Annotated in this window: 14 protein-coding genes; 8 read left to right on the plus strand and 6 right to left on the minus strand. The window is 68.1% G+C overall.

Features of this window, described 5'->3' with window-relative positions; genetic code table 11:
• The first annotated feature begins 28 nt into the window (after positions 1-28).
• On the plus strand, positions 29-1,273 hold the full coding sequence (locus BMX29_RS16815) for an SAM-dependent methyltransferase (protein WP_092815145.1): 1,245 nt from the start codon (positions 29-31) through the stop codon (positions 1,271-1,273).
• Between the two features lie 46 nt (positions 1,274-1,319).
• On the opposite strand, the gene bchJ is transcribed toward BMX29_RS16815, so the two are convergent.
• Entirely contained in the window at positions 1,320-1,955 is a 636-nt protein-coding gene (bchJ, locus tag BMX29_RS16820) for a bacteriochlorophyll 4-vinyl reductase (RefSeq protein WP_051487683.1), read from the minus strand.
• 274 nt (positions 1,956-2,229) lie between these two features.
• Here bchJ and carB point away from each other — a divergent pair, with 274 nt between their 5' ends.
• From carB to BMX29_RS16845, 5 genes are all read left to right on the plus strand, one after another.
• A complete protein-coding gene (carB, locus tag BMX29_RS16825) occupies positions 2,230-5,580 on the plus strand; it encodes a carbamoyl-phosphate synthase large subunit (protein WP_092815148.1) in 3,351 nt (1,116 codons plus the stop codon).
• A gap of 140 nt (positions 5,581-5,720) precedes the next feature.
• Positions 5,721-7,232, plus strand: a complete 1,512-nt coding sequence (gene gpmI / locus BMX29_RS16830; protein WP_092815151.1) for a 2,3-bisphosphoglycerate-independent phosphoglycerate mutase — start codon at positions 5,721-5,723, stop codon at positions 7,230-7,232.
• Positions 7,229-8,353 carry a murein hydrolase activator EnvC family protein gene (locus BMX29_RS16835; protein ID WP_092815153.1) on the plus strand — a complete coding sequence of 375 codons (1,125 nt, stop codon included), beginning with the start codon at positions 7,229-7,231 and terminating at the stop codon, positions 8,351-8,353. The genes gpmI and BMX29_RS16835 overlap by 4 nt, the downstream gene beginning before the upstream one ends.
• Positions 8,354-8,360: 7 nt before the next feature.
• A complete protein-coding gene (locus BMX29_RS16840; protein ID WP_092815156.1) occupies positions 8,361-9,800 on the plus strand; it encodes a S41 family peptidase in 1,440 nt (479 codons plus the stop codon).
• A 157-nt stretch (positions 9,801-9,957) separates the two neighbouring features.
• Positions 9,958-10,440 (plus strand): RNA pyrophosphohydrolase, encoded by a 483-nt coding sequence (locus BMX29_RS16845; RefSeq protein ID WP_043844399.1) that lies wholly within the window; start codon positions 9,958-9,960, stop codon positions 10,438-10,440.
• Between the two features lie 36 nt (positions 10,441-10,476).
• Here the strand turns inward: BMX29_RS16845 and BMX29_RS16850 are convergent, their stop codons facing one another.
• The 3 genes from BMX29_RS16850 to dapE form a co-directional block, all read right to left on the minus strand.
• The gene (locus BMX29_RS16850) at positions 10,477-11,769 is read right to left on the minus strand and encodes a lytic murein transglycosylase (protein ID WP_092815159.1); all 1,293 of its coding nucleotides are present in this window, start codon (positions 11,767-11,769) and stop codon (positions 10,477-10,479) included.
• A 147-nt stretch (positions 11,770-11,916) separates the two neighbouring features.
• Entirely contained in the window at positions 11,917-14,226 is a 2,310-nt protein-coding gene (gene rnr, locus BMX29_RS16855) for a ribonuclease R (RefSeq protein ID WP_092815162.1), read from the minus strand.
• A gap of 93 nt (positions 14,227-14,319) precedes the next feature.
• Positions 14,320-15,465, minus strand: coding sequence for a succinyl-diaminopimelate desuccinylase (dapE, locus tag BMX29_RS16860; protein WP_092815165.1), 1,146 nt, complete (start codon positions 15,463-15,465; stop codon positions 14,320-14,322).
• 303 nt (positions 15,466-15,768) lie between these two features.
• Between dapE and BMX29_RS16865 the strand changes: the two genes are divergently transcribed.
• Positions 15,769-17,340, plus strand: a complete 1,572-nt coding sequence (locus BMX29_RS16865; protein ID WP_092815168.1) for a Hint domain-containing protein — start codon at positions 15,769-15,771, stop codon at positions 17,338-17,340.
• The gene (locus tag BMX29_RS16870) at positions 17,337-18,410 is read left to right on the plus strand and encodes a Hint domain-containing protein (RefSeq protein WP_092815171.1); all 1,074 of its coding nucleotides are present in this window, start codon (positions 17,337-17,339) and stop codon (positions 18,408-18,410) included. The genes BMX29_RS16865 and BMX29_RS16870 overlap by 4 nt, the downstream gene beginning before the upstream one ends.
• 15 nt (positions 18,411-18,425) lie before the next feature.
• Here BMX29_RS16870 and BMX29_RS16875 read toward each other — a convergent pair whose 3' ends face one another.
• Positions 18,426-18,779, minus strand: a complete 354-nt coding sequence (locus BMX29_RS16875; protein ID WP_092815174.1) for a hypothetical protein — start codon at positions 18,777-18,779, stop codon at positions 18,426-18,428.
• Between the two features lie 102 nt (positions 18,780-18,881).
• Positions 18,882-19,130, minus strand: a complete 249-nt coding sequence (locus tag BMX29_RS16880) for a GlsB/YeaQ/YmgE family stress response membrane protein (protein WP_043844410.1) — start codon at positions 19,128-19,130, stop codon at positions 18,882-18,884.
• Positions 19,131-19,160: the final 30 nt, after the last annotated feature.

Here is a 19,160-nt window from a genome sequence, read left to right on the forward strand (position 1 = left end):
TTTCCCTAAACACTTTCAGGGGGCTCTTATGTGGACGAAGGTTCTGGATCGTGTGCTGTCGCGACTCGTCGTCGATGGTGAACTCAAGGTGACGTGGCCGGATGGCTCGGTCACTCGATATGGCCGTCCCGACCAGTTTTCCGCCGAGGTCACGCTCAAGGACGAGAAGACCGCCCGCGCGCTCTGCCTGACGCCGGTGATGGCGCTTGGCGAAGGCTACATGGACGGCGCGATCGAGGTCGAGGGCGACAACGTCTACGACTTTCTCGCCATGCTGATCCGCAATCGCGAGAACAGCGGCGCGATGCCGAGCTGGGCAGTAGGGATGCACCGGTTCCGCAACGCGGCGAAGGGCGTAGTTCAGCGGAACACGCCTCTTTCGGCGCGGCGCAACGTGGCGCATCACTACGACATCTCGGACGACCTCTACCGGCTCTTTCTCGACGAGGACATGCAGTATTCCTGTGCCTACTTCGCGCGTCCCGACATGACGCTGGAAGAGGCGCAGCAGGCCAAGAAGGATCACATCGCCCGCAAGCTGCGGATCGAGCCGGGGATGCGCGTCCTCGACATCGGCTGCGGCTGGGGGGGCATGGCGCTGACGCTGGCGCGCGACTACGGTGCGCACGTCACAGGGGTCACGCTGTCGTCGAACCAGCACGCCACCGCGCAGCGCCGCGCCGCCGAGGCCGGGCTGTCCGACAAGACCGAGTTCCGGTTGCAGGACTACCGCGACGTGACCGAGACCTTCGATCGCGTGGTGTCTGTGGGAATGCTGGAGCATGTCGGCTCGCCGCAGTTCCCGGTCTACTTCGACAAGGTGTCGGATGTGCTCGACCCCGACGGGATCGCGCTGATCCACACCATCGGGCTGACCGAGCCTCCGTCGCCGACCTCGCCGTGGATCGCCAAGTACATCTTCCCCGGCGGTTACGTTCCGGCGCTGTCGGACCTTGCGCCATCGATCGAGAAGGCAGGGCTCTGGACCGCGGACCTCGAGGTGCTGCGCGGGCATTACGGCCCGACCCTGCACCACTGGCGCGACCGCTTCGAGGCGCAGGTCGACCGCGTGCGCGAGATGTACGACGAGCGCTTCGTGCGGATGTTCCGCTTCTACCTCGCGGCCTGCGAAGCCGCGTTCGAGGAGCAGCATCAGGGCGTGTTCCAGTTCCAGCTGTCGCGGAAGCAGTACGCCGTGCCGACGACGCGCGACTACCTTTATGCAGAGCCGCGCAAGGCACAGGGCGAAGGCTGGGCGCACGCCGCGCAGTAGGACCGGGCATGGCGCCGCCCGGTGTCGCCTCGGCGCGCCGGGCCGTTCAGCGGGGGTGCGCCTCGGGCGTGGCGCCCCCGACCGTGAGGCGGAAGGCACAGCATCCGCCGCCGGCGCCGCGGCATTCGGTTTCCACGCAGGCGAAATCGCGGTGCACCAGGCGCTGGAACATGTGCTCGAACAGGGCGCGGTGAAAATGGCACGACGGCGCGGCACCGGTCTCGGGCCGTGCCAGCGGATTGTCGAATATCACGAAGCTGCCGGCCGTCTGGACCGAGAAGATGCCCGATCCCGCGAAGGCGCGGGAGTTCTGCCGGACCGAGCGCGCCAGTAGCCACGCCGCCATTGACCACGGCATGTTCGCCAGCAAGAGCCGAGCGCGCGCGGTCACACGCTGCATCACGATCATTTCGGCGGTGACCCGACCGGCGCGGTCAAGGAGGTCCGGCGCCACCTCGGGCCACGAGGTGTAGACCGCGTCGAACAGCCGGACGACCCGGGCTTCGGGCACCGAATCCTCTGGCCCGGGCAGGCGGCCCATCCCCGCGTCGGCAAAGACATCGTCGCAGATGCGCTGCCCGAATGTCTCGGCGAGGATGGCGTGCAGGGGGACGACCACGGCGGCGCTCATCATCCCCTCGGGATGCGTCGTCCAGAACAGGCCGGCCGATGTCGAACTCATGCGATGTGCTATCCCCGTCCCGGCATCGAAAGGCCCGGTTCGGGCCGCCCGCGCCTGCGGCGTGCCGGGGCACCGCCTGCGCGTTCGTCCTGCCGGAGGATAGTGGCCGCCGACGGACTGTCAGGCGAATAATGGTTTAAGGCTGTCAATAAATCCTGACACGGCGCCGAAGGCAGCAGGATCGCGGCGGTGCGCGAGGGGTTGCACCCCTCGGGGCCTTCTCCCATAACCCTGCCAATTTTGCCCCCACCATATCGCAGGCGACGAGGATCCGATGCCCAAGAGAACCGACCTCTCCTCCATCATGATCATCGGTGCGGGGCCCATCATCATCGGGCAGGCCTGCGAGTTCGACTACTCCGGCGCGCAGGCCTGCAAGGCGCTCCGGGAAGAGGGCTACCGGGTGATCCTGGTGAACTCGAACCCCGCGACGATCATGACCGATCCGGGCCTCGCCGATGCCACCTACATCGAACCGATCACACCCGATGTGGTCGCGCGCATCATCGAGGCCGAGCGTCCCGACGCGCTTCTGCCGACGATGGGCGGGCAGACCGGCCTGAACACCGCGCTCAAGCTCGAGGAGATGGGCGTGCTCGAGAAGTTCGGGGTCGAGATGATCGGCGCCAACCGCGAGGCCATCGAGAAGGCCGAGGACCGCGGTCTCTTCCGCGAGGCGATGGAGCGGATCGGGCTCGAGAATCCCAAGGCCACGATCATCACCGCGCCCCAGAGGGCCGAGGGCGGCGGCGTCGACCTCAAGGAAGGCGTTCGGATGGCCCTGGCCGAACTCGAACACATCGGCCTGCCCGCGATCATCCGCCCGGCCTACACCCTAGGCGGCACAGGCGGTGGTGTGGCCTACAACCGCGACGACTTCGAGCATTACTGCCGGTCGGGCATGGACGCCTCGCCCACCGGTCAGATCCTCGTGGACGAGAGCCTGCTTGGCTGGAAGGAATTCGAGATGGAGGTCGTGCGCGATCGCGCCGACAACGCCATCATCGTCTGTGCCATCGAGAACGTGGACCCGATGGGCGTCCACACCGGCGATTCGATCACCGTCGCGCCGGCGCTGACGCTGACCGACAAGGAATACCAGATGATGCGCTCGGCCTCGATCGCCGTGCTGCGCGAGATCGGGGTCGAGACCGGCGGCTCCAACGTCCAGTGGGCGGTGAACCCCGAGGACGGCCGCATGGTCGTGATCGAGATGAACCCGCGGGTGTCGCGATCCTCGGCGCTGGCATCGAAGGCGACCGGCTTCCCGATCGCCAAGATCGCCGCGAAGCTGGCGGTGGGCTACACGCTCGACGAGCTGGACAACGACATCACCAAGGTCACGCCCGCGTCGTTCGAGCCCACGATCGACTACGTCGTCACCAAGATCCCGCGCTTCGCCTTCGAGAAATTCCCGGGCGCCGAGCCGCTCCTGACCACCGCGATGAAGTCGGTGGGCGAGGCGATGGCCATCGGCCGCACCATCCACGAGTCGCTGCAAAAGGCGCTGGCGTCGATGGAAACCGGGCTGACCGGCTTTGACGAGGTTGCGATTCCCGGGCTGACCGGTGACGCAGTGTCCGACCATGCCGCGGTGGTCAAGGCGCTGGCCCGGCCCACACCCGACCGGATGCGGACCATCGCGCAGGCCATGCGGCACGGCCTGTCCGATGACGATATCCACGGTGTCACCCGCTTCGATCCGTGGTTCCTGGCCCGCATCCGCGAAATCGTGGAGGCCGAGGAGCGAATCCGCCAGAACGGACTGCCCACCGACGCCGACGGCCTGCGCGAGCTCAAGATGATGGGCTTCAGCGACATGCGCCTCGCCGCACTGACCGACATGGACGAACACGCGGTCCGCGCCGCGCGCGTCGATGCAGGCGTCACCGCGGTATTCAAGCGCATCGACACTTGCGCCGCCGAGTTCGAGGCGCAGACCCCTTACATGTACTCGACCTACGAGGCCCCGATGATGGGCGAGGTCGAGTGCGAGGCCCGGCCCTCCGACGCGAAGAAGGTGGTCATCCTCGGCGGCGGCCCGAACCGGATCGGGCAGGGCATCGAGTTCGACTATTGCTGCTGCCACGCCTGCTTTGCCCTGACCGACGCGGGCTACGAGACCATCATGGTCAACTGTAACCCCGAGACCGTGTCGACCGACTACGACACCTCGGACCGTCTCTATTTCGAGCCGCTGACCTTCGAGCACGTGATGGAGATCCTGCGGGTGGAGCAGGACAACGGCACGCTGCACGGCGTGATCGTGCAGTTCGGCGGCCAGACCCCGCTCAAGCTCGCCAACGACCTCGAAGCGGCCGGCATCCCGATCCTCGGTACATCGCCCGACGCGATCGACCGCGCCGAGGACCGCGAGCGGTTCCAGGACCTCGTGAACCGTCTTGGCCTGAAGCAGCCCAAGAACGGCATCGCCTCGTCCGAGCAGCAGGCGATCGACATTGCCCACGACATCGGCTTCCCGCTGGTGATCCGTCCGTCCTACGTGCTGGGCGGCCGCGCGATGGAGATCGTCCGCGACGCCGCGCATCTCGAACGCTATATCCGCGACGCCGTGGTGGTTTCGGGCAAGAGCCCGGTCCTTCTCGACAGCTACCTGTCGGGCGCGGTGGAGCTGGACGTCGACGCGCTTTGCGATGGCGAAAGCGTGCACGTCGCGGGCATCATGCAGCACATCGAGGAGGCGGGCGTCCACTCGGGCGACTCGGCCTGTTCGCTGCCGCCCTACTCGCTGTCGCGAGAGATCATCGACGAGGTGAAGCGCCAGTCCGAAGCGCTGGCGCTGGAGCTGGGCGTCGTCGGCCTGATGAACGTGCAGTTCGCGGTGAAGGACGACGTGGTCTACCTGATCGAGGTGAACCCCCGCGCCAGCCGCACGGTGCCCTTCGTCGCCAAGGCCACCGACAGCGCCATCGCCTCCATCGCCGCACGGGTGATGGCAGGCGACAAGCTGTCCGCCTTCGCGATGCGCGAGAGGTATCCCGAGGACACCGGCTACGAGACGACCCTGCCGCTGGCCGACCCGATGACGCTGGCCGATCCGGACATGCCGTGGTTCTCGGTCAAGGAGGCGGTTCTGCCGTTCGCGCGGTTCCCCGGCGTCGACACGGTCCTTGGACCCGAGATGCGTTCGACCGGCGAGGTCATGGGCTGGGATCGGTCGTTCCCCCGGGCCTTCCTCAAGGCGCAGATGGGAGCCGGCACACATCTGCCCGAGAAAGGCGCGGTGTTCCTGTCGATCAAGGAATCCGACAAGGGGCCGCTCTTGGCAGAGATCGCGTCGATCCTGCACGAGCTCGGCTTCCGCATCGTGGCGACCTCGGGCACCGCGGCTTTCGTCAAGGCGCAGGGCCTGCCATGCGAGCCGGTCAAGAAGGTCTACGAGGGCCGGCCGAACATCGTCGACACGATGAAGGACGGTGGCATCCAGCTGGTGCTGAACACGACCGAAGGCTCGGCGGCCCTGGCCGACAGCCGCGAGATCCGCTCGGTCGCGCTTTACGACAAGATCCCCTACTTCACCACGCTGGCCGGCGCGCATGCCGCGGCGCTCGCGATGAAGTCGCGGGGCGAGGGCGAACTGGTGGTCAAGGCGCTTCAGGGCTGACCGACGGACCTTCCGGCGGTCACCGGGGCTCTGCCCCGGAGCCCGGGATATTCGAACCCAGACGAAGCGGGCGCCGGGTTTCTTTCCTTGGCGCCCGTGACGCGTTAAGCGGGGTCGAAAGCAGAGGCGAGGCGAGCGACATGGCGAAACCCGTAGTGCTGACCATTCTCGACGGCTGGGGCCTGTCCGAGAATCGCGAGGCCAGCGCGCCCGCGCTGGCAGAGACGCCGGTCATGGACCGGCTGATGGCCGAATGCCCCCACGCGACTCTGGTAACGCACGGGCCCGATGTGGGTCTTCCAAGCGGCCAGATGGGCAATTCAGAGGTGGGTCACACCAACATCGGCGCCGGACGGGTGGTGGCGATGGACCTCGGCCAGATCGACCTGGCGATCGAGGACGGCTCGTTCTTCGAAAACGAGGCCATTCTCGACTTCGCCGACACGGTGTCTGAGGCCGGTGGTCGTGCGCACCTCTTCGGGGTGGTGTCGGATGGCGGCGTGCACGGGCATCTCGACCATATCGTCGCGGCGGCGCAAACGATGCGGAACAAGGGCCTCGAGGTGGTGGTCCATGCGATCACCGACGGGCGTGACGTGCCGCCGAAATCGGCCGGGGCGTTCATGCTCGAGCTGCAGGACAAGCTGCCTGAGGGCAGCATCATCGGCACGGTGATCGGACGCTACTACGCCATGGACCGCGACAATCGCTGGGTGCGCGTGAAAGCGGCTTACGATGCGATCGTCTCGGCGGCGGGCAACGAGGCCGAAACCCCCTGCGCGGCGATCGACGCGGCCTACGAGGCCGACATCACCGACGAATTCCTGCCTGCCACCGTTGTCGGCGGCTACGACGGTATCCGCGAGGGCGACGGTCTGTTCTGCCTGAATTTCAGAGCCGACAGGGCGCGCGAGATCCTCGCCGCCCTGGGCGCGCCGGATTTCGACGGGTTCGAGCGCGAGCGGCCGCCGCTCTCGGCGCTTCTGGGTATGGTGTCCTATTCGGACGCGCATAACGGCTACATGACCACGGCCTATCCCAAGCGCGAGATCGTCAACACCTTGGGCGCCTGGGTGGCGCAGCAGGGCAAGCGGCAATTTCGCCTTGCCGAGACCGAGAAGTATCCGCACGTCACGTTCTTCCTCAACGGCGGCAAGGAAGTTCCCGAGGAAGGCGAGGACCGGCACATGCCGAAAAGCCCCGACGTCGCAACCTACGACCTCCAGCCAGAGATGAGCGCGCCCGAGGTCACGGAGGCCTTCGTCGATGCGATCGAGGCGGGCTACGACCTGATCGTGGTCAATTACGCAAATCCCGACATGGTCGGTCATACCGGCGATCTCGACGCGGCGATCAAGGCTTGCGAGGCGGTGGATGCGGGCCTCGGACAGGCGCTCGCGGCCCTGGAGGCCGCGGGCGGTGCGATGATCGTCACCGCCGACCACGGCAATTGCGACGTGATGGTCGACCCCGAAAGCGGCGGCCCGCATACGGCCCACACATTGAACCCGGTTCCGGTGATCCTGTTCGGCGGGCCCGAGGGGGCGATCTTGTCGGACGGGCGGCTCGCAGACCTTGCGCCGACGCTCCTCGAGTTGATGGAACTGCCGCAGCCCGAGGAAATGACCGGCGAAAGCCTGATCCGCACATGATCCGGACAGCGGTGCTGGCCCTTGGGCTGGGCGTCGCGACGGCCGGCGTGGCGGCGGCGCAAGGTCCTGACGCCGGTGCGGCGGCGCGCGCCGCGGCCGAGGCGCTGTCCGACGCCCAGGTGCGTCTGGATCAGGCGGAGGGCGCGCAGGACAGGGTGCAAGCGCTGACCGGCGCGGTGCGCGCCTACGAAGCGGGGCTCGCGGCGATGCGCGACGGTCTGCGGGCGGCATCTCTGCGGGAGGCACAGCTCGACCGGGAGCTGGACGCCCGCGAGACCGAAGTGGCGCAGCTTCTCGGCGTGTTGCAGGCGCTGGGCCAGGCCGAGACGCCGCAGCGGCTTCTGCACCCGGACGGGCCGCTCGGTGCGGCGCGATCCGGCATGCTGGTGGCGTCGGTGACCCCGGCGCTGGCCGAGGAGGCCGAGCGCCTGCGCGCGGACCTTTCCGAAGTGGCCACGTTGCGGGCGCTGCAACAGGACGCCGAGGCGCGGCTGCGGGCCGGGTTGTCGTCGCTGCAGGAGGCGCGCGCCGAATTGTCGCGGGCGATCGCCGACCGCACCGATCTGCCGCGGCGCTTTGCCGCCGATCCCGACCGCACCGCCGCCCTGATCGCGGCGACAGAGACGCTCGACGGTTTCGCGAGCGGTCTCGCGGCGCTGGAGCCGGGCGAGGGCAGCGCCGCCGCGTCGACCATCGCCGACCGCAAGGGCGCGCTGCCCCTGCCGGTGCCGGCCCAGGTGCTGCGGCGCAGCGGTGAGGCCGATGCCGCCGGTGTAACGCGGCCGGGGCTGGTGCTGGCGACGCGGCCCGAGGCGCTGGTGATCACGCCGGTGCCGGCGACGCTGCGCTATCGCGGGCCGCTTCTGGACTACGGCCTCGTCAGCATTCTCGAACCCGAGCCTGACCTCCTGTTCGTCTTCGCGGGGCTCGGCACGGTCTTCGGCGAGGTCGGCGAAGTGCTGCCGGAAGGCGCGCCGGTGGGCCTCATGGGCGGCTCCGAGGCCCTGTCACCATCGGGTGAAGGGGCTTTATCTCAACGCTCGGAAACGCTTTACATGGAGGTCAGAGAAGGCTCACGAACCGTCGACCCGCTGACATGGTTCGCAACCGACAAGGGATGACACCTCGATGAAACGATTCCTCATGGCCGCCTTCGCGGGAACCTTCGCGGGCGCGGTCGCCACGACCCAGTTCGTCGGGCCGCTGCTGGCGCAGGAAAGCGAGAACCAGGCCAGCGTCTACGAACAGCTCGACCTCTTCGGCGACATCTTCGAGCGTATCCGCTCGCAGTATGTCGAGGAAGTGGACGAGAAGGAGCTCGTGGAAGCCGCGATCAACGGCATGCTCACCTCGCTCGACCCGCATTCGTCCTACCTGTCGCCGGACGATGCGCAGGACATGCGGGTGCAGACCCGCGGCGAGTTCGGGGGCCTTGGCATCGAGGTCACGCAAGAGGACGGCTTCGTGAAGGTCGTCTCGCCCATTGACGAGACCCCGGCAGCGGAAGCGGGCATCGAGGCCGGAGATTTCATCACCCACGTGGACGGCGAATCGGTTCTCGGCCTGAACCTCGACGAGGCGGTGGACATGATGCGCGGGCCGGTGGGCTCGGAGATCGTCATCACCGTGGTGCGCGAGGGCGAGGACGAACCGTTCGACGTGTCCATCGTGCGCGACACCATCACCCTGACCGCCGTGCGTGCGCGCACCGAGGGCGATACCGTGGTGCTGCGGATCACCACCTTCAACGACCAGACCTTCCCGAACCTCGAGGAGAACCTGCAGGAACAGGTCGAGGCCGCGGGCGGCATGGAGAACGTGAACGGCTTCGTCGTCGACCTCCGGAACAACCCGGGTGGCTTGCTTACCCAGGCGATCAAGGTGGCGGATGCCTTCCTCGATGCGGGCGAGATCGTGTCCACCCGGTCGCGCGACCCGCAGGACGGAGAGCGGTTCAACGCCGAGGAAGGCGATCTTGCCGAGGGCAAGCCGATCGTCGTGCTCATCAACGGCGGCTCGGCATCGGCGTCCGAAATCGTTGCCGGTGCACTCAAGGACCATCGCCGGGCGATCGTCGTGGGCACCAAGAGCTTCGGCAAGGGCTCGGTCCAGACTGTCATGCCGCTGCGGGGCGAGGGCGCGATGCGCCTGACCACGGCCCGCTACTACACGCCGTCGGGCCGTTCGATCCAGGCGCTCGGCGTGTCGCCCGACATCATCGTGGCGCAGCCGAGCAGTGACCCGGTGGACGAGGAGGCGGAAGAAGAGGCCTCCGGCCTGCCGACCCGATCCGAGGCCGATCTGCGCGGCGCGCTCGACAACGACTCGCTCTCCGAGGACGAAATCCGGCAGATCGAGGAGGACCGCGAGCGGGCCGAACAGTCCGCGGCGCTGCGCGACGAGGACTACCAGCTGGCCTATGCCATTGACATCCTGAAGGGCCTGGCCGCGCTTGGCCCGGCGGCCCAGCAGGCCGCGATGGAGGCCCGGTCGGGCGGCTCGGACACCGAGGCGACCGATACCGAGGCCGAGGACGAGGACGACGCGGCAGAGCAGGGCGGCAACTGACGCGGCCCCGCCTTTCGCGATACCGAAACATGTCCATCCGCGCGCCCCGTGACCCTCGGTCCGGGGCGCGTTCGCGTTCCGGGTCCCTCGCTGGGCTGGCCAGCCACGGTCCCGCGCGCTACCCCCTACGGGACAGCCTTAGACAAGGAGCGCGCGGATGACCCCCGAAGAGATCGAGAGCCTGCCCTATCGTCCCTGCGTGGGCGTCATGCTGGTGAACGGCGCGGGCCACGTCTTCGTGGGCCAGCGCAACGACACCGAGGCCCCGGCCTGGCAGATGCCGCAGGGCGGCGTGGACCCGGGCGAGGCCCCGGACGAGGCCGCGCTGCGCGAGTTGCGGGAAGAGACCGGGGTGACGCCGGACCTCGTCTGGGTCGAGGCCGAGACGCAGGAATGGATCGCCTATGATCTGCCGCATGATCTTGTCGGCAAAGTCTGGAAGGGGAAATTCCGCGGGCAGGAGCAGAAGTGGTTCCTGATGCGGTTCACCGGCGAGGACTCGCAGATCGACATCGCCACCGAGCATCCGGAGTTCACGCAGTGGCGGTGGTTGCCGGTGGATGATCTCGTGGACTCGATCGTGCCGTTCAAACGCGAGGTCTACGAGCAGGTGGTCGCGGCGTTCCGCCACCACCTGTGATGTTCGGGGCCGCGCCGCGCGCGGCCCACGACCACATCAGCGCAGGCGCTTCAGCACCGACAGAGAGGCATAGCCGTCGGGCGCCAGCCCGGCGGAGCGCTGGTAGCTCTTCAGCGCGCTCATGGTCATCGGGCCGATACGACCGTCGACACCCTGCGTGTCGTAGCCGTGGGCCGTCAGACGCCGCTGCAACTCCTGCCTCTCCGAGAACGTGAGGCTGCGATCGCCGCGCGGCCATTCGGACGTGAGCGGTCCCTTGCCCGCCAGCCGGTCCGACAGGTGCCCGACGCCGAGGACGTAGGCGTCCGCCGCGTTATAGGCCGCGATCGCTCGGAAATTCTTGAACACCAGGAACGCCGCACCCTGCGCGCCCGCCGGAAGAAGCAGCGAGGCCGAGCCGAAGTCGCGCACCGGCGCGCCGTCGGTGCCCACGACGCCGAGCCGTGCCCAGTCCGACGGCATCTTCTTGGTGTCCTTGCCGGCCTGCGCGTAGTCGAATCCCGCGGGGACCGTCACCTCGACCCCCCAGGGCATGCCCTTGGTCCAGCCGTGATGCGCGAGATAGGCTGCCGTGGACGCCAGCGCGTCGGTCGGGTCGTCCGACCAGATGTCGCGCTTGCCGTCGCCGGTGAAGTCCACCGCCAGCGCCTCGTAGGAGGTCGGGATGAACTGCGTGTGGCCCATGGCCCCGGCCCAGCTGCCGGTCATGTCGCCGGGGTTCACGTCGCCCGACGCGATGATCTTGAGCGCCGAGATCAGCTGCTGTTCGAAGAAAGACGCGCGGCGGCCGTCATAGGCAAGGGTCGCGAGCGCGCTGACGATATGGGTGTCGCCGCGGTGGGTGCCGTAGGCGCTTTCCATGCCCCAGATTGCCGCGACGACTTCCTTCTCGACGCCGTAATGGGCCTCGATCCGCTCGAGCGTGTCACCGTGAAGGCGCAGGGCGTCCCGGCCGTTCGCGATCCGGCTCTCGGACACGGTGCGGTCGAGATAGTCCCAGATCGTCATCACGAACTCGGCCTGGTTGCGGTCGCGCTCGATCACGTCAGGAAGGTAGCGGGCATGGGCGAAGGCGCTGTCGATCACCGCGTCCGGAATGCCCGCAGCGCGGGCGCGCGGGCGGAAATCGTCGACCCAGGCGCGGAACATCGGGTCCGTCTGCCGCGGCTGCCCGAGCCCGGTCAGGTCGGTCGCGTTGCGACTGACCGCAACGGCTGCCGCCGGGCGGACCTGCGGTTTGAGCGACCTTTCGGGGCTTTCGGCCGATGCTGAAGAGAAGCTCAACGCCACCAGGGTGGCGATGGCGGATGTCGCCAGTCGCGCGTTCATGGGTGTATCCTGTCGCTGTCTGCTCGTTTTAAGGCAGATTAGCGGACAAGATGCCTTCACGGAAGCGCGGGGGCGGTTCGATGCGCGGATTCACGCGCGAATCCGGTCACGGATGCGTCAGACCGGGGAACTTTTCCTGCCCTCGCGTCACGTGCGCGAGATGCGCTTTCGCTTGGTCGCGGCCTTGGCGCCCTTCTTCTTGGCACGCACCAGCTTGCGCCGCGGGCTGGACGATCCGCCGGGCTTGCCCTTCTTCGGCTTGCCGCCCGCGGGACGCCCCTTGCGCTGGCCGCCGCGGCGCGGGCCGGGCATCTCGGCCTCTTCCAGCGTCAGCAGCTCGAGCCCGATGCCGCCGGTCACCGGGGCCGCCTCCACGAGTTTCACCGTGGCGCGTTGGCCCGGCATGACCACGGTGCCCGAGTTGGCGCCCATCAGCGTCCCGGCGTCGCGGTCGAAGTGGAAGAACTCGTTCCCGAGATTCCGGATCGGAATCAGTCCATCCGCGCCGGTCTCGTCGAGCTTAACGAAGACCCCGAACTTTGCCACGCCCGAGATCCGGCCCGTGAATTCGGCGCCGATACGGTCCGACAGGTAGGCGGCGAGATAGCGGTCGGTGGTGTCGCGCTCGGCGGTCATGGACCGGCGCTCGGTCTCGGAGATGTGGGTACCGGTGGCTTCGAGCTTCTCGATTTCCTGGTCGGACAGGCCGTCCTCGCCCCATCCATGCGCCGTCACCAGCGCGCGGTGCACGATCAGGTCCGCATAGCGCCGGATCGGCGATGTGAAATGCGCGTAGTTCTGCAGCGCGAGGCCGAAGTGTCCGAAGTTCTTGGGGCTGTAATACGCCTGCGTCATCGCCCGCAGCGTCGCGAGGTTGATGAGATCGCTTTCCTCGCGGCCCGCCGCCTCGTGCAGCAGGCGATTGAGGTGCGCGGTCTCCAGGATCTGACCCCGCGCCAGCGTCAGCCCCGCGGCGTCGGCGGTGTCGCGCAGCGATTCCAGCTTGTCCTGCGGCGGCTCCTCGTGGACGCGGAACAGAAGCGGCGTCTTCTTGTCGATCAGCTTTTCCGCCGCCGCGACGTTGGCGAGGATCATGAATTCCTCGATCAGGCGGTGCGCGTCGAGCCGTTCGGTGAAATTGACGCTGGAGACAGTGCCCTCGTCGGTCAGCTGGATGCGGCGCTCCGGCAGGTCGAGGTCCAGTGGCTGTCGCCGCTGGCGTGCCGAGCGCAGCGCGGCGTAGGCGGCGTAGAGCGGGCGCAGAACCGGCTCCAGCAACGGTTCTGTCTTGTCGTCGGGCTCTCCATCGATGGCGGCCTGCGCCTGCTGATAGGTCAGCGAGGCGGGCGAACGCATCAGGCCGCGGACGAACCGGGCACCCTTCTTGTTGCCTTCGGCGTCGATCTGGATGCGCGCGGCGATACAGGCGCGCGGCACGCCCTCGTGAAGCGAGCACAGGTCGCCGGACAGGCGGTCCGGCAGCATCGGCACGACGCGGTCGGGGAAGTAGCTTGAATTGCCGCGCCGCCGCGCCTCGAGGTCAAGCGCGGTTCCCGGGCGGACGTAGTACGAGACGTCGGCGATCGCGACCCAGATGACGTGGCCGCCCTCGTTTTTAGGATCGTCGTCGGGTTCTGCAAAGACCGCGTCGTCGTGGTCGCGCGCGTCCGAGGGGTCGATGGTCACCAGCGGCAGTTCGCGCAGATCCTCGCGGCCCTTGAGGCCGGCGGGCTTCATGCGATCCGCCTCGGCCAGCACCTCTTCGGGAAAGTCGTCGGGGATACCGTGCTGGTGGATCGCGATGAGCGAGACGGCCTTGGGTGCGGTCGGGTCGCCCAGCCGGGCGGTGATGCGGGCGCGCGGCAGGCCCATGCGGCCCTTGGGCCCGGCCTGTTCCGCCTCGACCAGTTCGCCCTCGAGCGCGCCGCCGGTGGCGTCGGGGGCGACCTGCCATTCGGTCGCCGCGCCCTTGTCGATGGGCAGGATCCGTCCGCCCTCGGCGCCCTTGCGGAAGATGCCCACCACCTTGCGGGGGCTGGAGCCGATGCGCCGGATGACGCGCGCCTCGTAATTGTGGCCGTCACCGTGCACCGCCGTCAGCCGCGCCAGCACCCGGTCGCCTTCGCCGAGCGCAGGGTCCGAGGACCGCGTGACCATGAGGACAACCGGCTCCACCCCCGCGCCGTGCCATTCCAGCGGCTGCGCGTAGAGGTCGCCATCGTCCGAGGGCGCCCTGATCTGGAGCACCGAAACCGGGGGCAGGCGGTCGGGATCGCGGTAGGTCTTCTTGCGCTTCTCGAGGTGGCCCTCGGACTCGAGCTCCTTGAGGATGCGTTTGAGGTCGATCCGGTCCGCACCCTTGATGTTGAACGCCTTCGCGATGTCTCGCTTGGCGGTCTGGGTGGGGTTCTCGGAGATCCAGTCGAGGATCTGCGCCTTGGTGGGAAGCTGGCTCATAACCGCGAGGTAGCACGCGCGGCGGGGGTCGTCATCCGCCAAGCGCGGCGATTCGGATCTCGCATCGCGGTGCAGCCGGGCAGAGCGTCCGGATCAGGCGAACCAGTCGTCGAGAATGCGCGCGTAAACGGCCTTGAGCCGGTGGACGTCGTCCACGGGGACGCGTTCGTCGACCTGGTGCATGGTGCGCCCGACAAGGCCGAACTCCACCACCGGGCAGTGATCCTTGACGAAGCGCGCGTCCGAGGTGCCGCCGCCGGTGGACATCACGGGCCGGACGCCCGCGACAGCCTCGACCGCATTCGCGACGAGCTCGGAAAGCGGACCGGGTGGAGTGACAAAGCTCTCGCCCGAGACGTGGGACATGACCTCGGTGCGGGTGCCGAATTCGGTATCCACCGCGGCGGCCTCGGCGGTCACCCAGTCGATCAGCGACCGGCCGGTGTGGAGGTCGTTGAAGCGGACGTTCACCGTGCCGCGTGTCTCGGCCGGGATCACGTTGGTCGCCGTGTTGCCGGTGTCGATAGTGGTGATCGCCAGCGTCGAGGGTTCGAAATGGTCGGTGCCTTCGTCCAGCCGGTGCGAGGCCAGCCGGTCCATCAGGCGCGCCATCGCCGGCATCGGGTTGGTCGCGCGGTGGGGGTAGGCGACGTGACCCTGCACACCGCGCACCGAAAGCTGGCAGGTGACCGATCCGCGGCGGCCGATCTTCATCATCTCGCCGAAGGTGTCGGGGCAGGTGGGCTCGCCCACCAGGCAGACGGTCATCCGCTCGTCGTCGGCATCCATGGCGTCGAGCAGCGCGCGCGTACCATCGACCGAGGGGCCCTCCTCGTCCCCGGTCAGGGCGATCAGGATCGCGCCGTCAGGCGGGGCCGAGCGCACCCGGTCGAGCGCGGCGGCCACGAAGGCGGCCACGGCGGACTTCATGTCGGTGGCACCCCGGCCCCACACCTGGCCCTCGCGCAGCTCGGCGCCGAACGGGTCGGCGGTCCAGTCCGCCGGGTCGCCGACCGGCACCACGTCGGTGTGGCCGTTGAAGCCGAAGGTCCGCGCGTGTCCTTTCACGCCCCACCGCGCCAGCAGGTTCGGCACGCCGTTGCGGTCGGCCCGGCGACACTCGAAGCCCGCCTCGGTCAGCATCGTCTGAAGGAGTTCCAAAGCCCCGCCCTCCTCCGGAGTGACGGACGGGCAGCGGATCAGGGCGCGGGTCAACTCGACGGGATCTGTGGGGGTCATGCGAACCTCGGAGGCCGGGATGGGATGCGCCCGCCTCGGTAGCGGCTTTCGCCGGTGGCGGCAAATGTGGCGAAAAAAACGCAATTGCGGCAATGCGGTGGCAGGAAATGCCACGGCGGTTTTGCGATCATGCAAACTCGGGTTAACCCAACGTTAAAGATATAACGCCCGAGGCAGGGTCCAGAGCAGTTCACCCCCGAACCGGCCAGAGTGTCGGAACGATGCCGTGTGCCGAACAGCGCACAGCCTCGCCGAAGAAGGTGTGCGCATCTCCGCCATCGGGCTCGAGACGAGGCAGGTGGCATGGTCAGAGCGCGGGAACTTCCCATCGATATCAACGCGTCCGCGACAGAGATGGCGCGCGCGATCTTCGGTGACGGCACACAGATATACGGGGCGAGCTACTCGGGCGATTACCGGTCCTCGGGCATCTACAGCGACGGGCTCGGGACCATGTCGGGGGTCGCGCCCTCGGACAGCGGGGTGATCCTGTCCACCGGCGAGGCGCGGGACATCACGAATTCCCGCGGGCAAGCCAATGACGAGACAAACACCTCCACCAATACCTGGGGGGAAACCGGCAACGACTGGTTCGACGCCGCCGCCGGGACGCGCACCTACGACGCGGCGTATCTCGACGTGGACTTCGTGCCCGACGGCAACGTGATGACCATGAGGTTCGTCTTCGCCTCCGAGGAATATCCCGAATACCAGACCGGCATCTATCAGGACTTCATCGGCGTCTGGATCAACGGCGCGCAGGTCGAACTGGACGTCGGCGACGGCGACACCGACCCCAACAACCTCAACGCCGAGACCAACCAGAACCTCTACGTCGACAACGCCGACAGCGACTACAACACCGAGATGGACGGCTTCACCGTCACCATGACGATGACCATTCCGGTGGTGGCGGGGCAGTTGAACTCGATCCGGATCGGCATCGCCGACGTCTCGGACTCGAACTACGACTCCAACATCCTGATCGCGGCGGACTCGGTGCAGACCACGCTCGTCGCGATGACGGACAACGCGCAGCTCTATCCCGAGGGCACGGTCGAGATCGACGCGTTGGCGAACGACGAGAATTCCACCGGCGGCGCGCTGACCATCACCCATGTGAACGGCAAGGCGGTTTCGGTGGGCGACACCGTGATCCTCGCCACCGGCCAGACCGTGACGCTGACACCGGCGGGGACGCTCGAGGTCACGGGCGATGGCGACGTGGAGACGGTGAACTTCACCTACACCGCCGCAAGCTCGACCGGCGCGACGGACGTGGGCTTTGTCACCGTGGGGTCGGTGCCGTGCTTTGTGGCGGGCACCCGCATCGCCACGGCCGACGGCCCGGTCCCGGTCGAGGCGCTGGAGCCCGGCATGATGGTGCGGACCAAGGACCGCGGGCATCAGCCGTTGCGCTGGATCGGGCAGCGCACCGTGGCCGCGGCGGGGGCCTTCGCCCCGGTCGAGATCGCGCCGCACACCTTCGGCCAGCATTCCCGCCTTCGGGTGTCGCCGCAGCACCGCATCCTCGTGCGGAACCGCGCGGCCGAACTTCTCTTCGGGGAGGCCGAGGTTCTGATCGCGGCGCGTCATCTCGTGGACGGTGGTCGCGTGCGCCAGGTCGAGGGCGGCGAGGTGACCTACGTTCACCTGCTTTTCGACCGGCACGAGATCGTCTTCGCCAACGGCCTTGCCTCCGAGAGCTTTCTCCCCGGCCCGCAGGTCCGCAACATCTTCGCCGAGGAGACGCTGCACGAGATCTGCACGCTCTTTCCCGAACTCGACCCGCTGACCGGCGCAGGATACCCGCCCGCCGCCCGCCGCATCCTGTCCGGGCACGAAGCCCGGGCGCTGTCGCGGGTCGCGGCATGACCTGGATCGCCGTGGCCGGCGGCGAAACCGCGTGGACGTCGCCGGACCGCTTCCCGCAGGACCCCGTGGCCCGGCATCGGCTGCTGATGCGCGGCTCGCTGGTGATCGAGACGCGCCTCAGCCCCGAGGAGCGGCCGCAATGCCTGCTGCGCTACGCCCGGCGGCATCCGTGGTCGGGGCACATCTCGCTTCAGGCGGTGCCTGGCGGGGGCGTGGTGCTGGTGATGGTGCAGGGCGCGGCCGAGTTCCACACCGTGCTGCCACCGATCAGCGATGCGCGCACCGATGTGCTGCGGCTGACCTTCTCGTGGGACGCGCCGGCGAAATGGGGGCGGCTGTCGGTCGAGCGGCCCGAGCATGACGGCGTGCGCAGCATCGACACCCCGCCACCGCCGCCGCTGATGCTCGAGGACATCTACACGATGATCCACCGTCCGCAGCTCTGCGACCGCGATGCGGACGTCCAGTTCTTCGCGGTCTCGGATGCGATCGAGCCAGTGGGCCCGATGCCGTCGCTTCACGGATCGGCCCTCGTGCGGACCGCGCAGGGGGACCGTTCACTGACGTCGATCCAGCCGGGCGACCGGGTCGTCACCCGCGATTCGGGGCTGCAGCCTGTGCTTGCTGTGGTGCGACGCACGGTGCCCGCGCTTGGCGCCTTCCGCCCTGTCCGGCTGCGCGCGCCCTACCTCGGCCTTTGCGACGACGTCATTGTGGCACCACACCAGCGGCTGGTGATCGGAGGATCCGAGGTCGAGTACACGTTCGGTCGCGAGTCGGTGCTGATCCCGGCGGCGGCGCTCGTGAACGGCTTCACCGGCGTTTTCGAGGATGCGACGCTCTTTACCGAATACGTCCAGATGCTGCTGCCGCGACACGACGCGCTTTTGGTCGCGGACGCCGGGTTCGAGAGCCTCTACATCGGCCGCCTGCGCCGGCGAAGTGACCGCCTCTCGGCGACACTTCTGGCGGGAATGGACCCATCGGGACTGCCCGAACATCACCGCGCCGGCTACCAGGTTCTGCGGCCCTTCGAGGCGATCACACTGGCCGAGGCGCGGGCTGCGTGACCGGTTCCGGCCCGATCAGGCCGAGCCGCCCTCGTGGCCGGTGCCGTCGTCGAAGAAGGGCGTGACGTCCGCGACGATCACGGCGTTCTCCTCGAGCGCGCGGGCCATCAGCGCGGCCTCGTCGGCGTCTATCTCGTGTCCCTGCTTGCGGCGTTCGTCCTCGGTGCCGTAGCCGGTCACGTCGAGGGGGGCCATGTCAGCCTGCTTGAGGATCGCAACGGTCTCGCGCACGGCTTCGGCCTCGTCCACGCCCGAGGCGTAGCACATAAGTGCCGCGCCGGTCGCGCCCTCGGGCAGACCGTCTCCGGACTTGCGGCCGACCTCGACCAGCAGCGTGTAGACGTGGTGTTTCTTGGATGACTTCGCCATGTCGCCCGAGTGCCCCGGCGGCGGGCGTCTGTCAATCGCGTCCCGCCCGATGGCGGGACGCGGGCGCGGATCCGGCGGGTGGGCCACCGGATCCGGGCAGGCTCAGCGCTTGACCGCGCGCCAGGCGCCGATCAGCAGGCAGGCGCCGATCAGGCCGACGATGAACTGCGCGATCCACGTGCCCGAGGCGAAGATGCCTAGCAGGCCGAGAATGAAGTTCAGGACCACGGCCCCGAGAATGCCGAGTACGATGTTCAGTAGCAGGCCGGTGTCCGCCTTCATGATCATCGATGCGACCCAGCCGGCGAGGCCGCCAACGATGATTGCCGAAAGCCATCCAAGTCCAGTCATTGTGCGCTCTCCTTTGTCTTGCGCGGGGTA

It is taken from the genome of Roseivivax marinus (assembly GCF_900109705.1).
GTDB classification, from domain to species: Bacteria; Pseudomonadota; Alphaproteobacteria; order Rhodobacterales; family Rhodobacteraceae; genus Roseivivax; species Roseivivax marinus.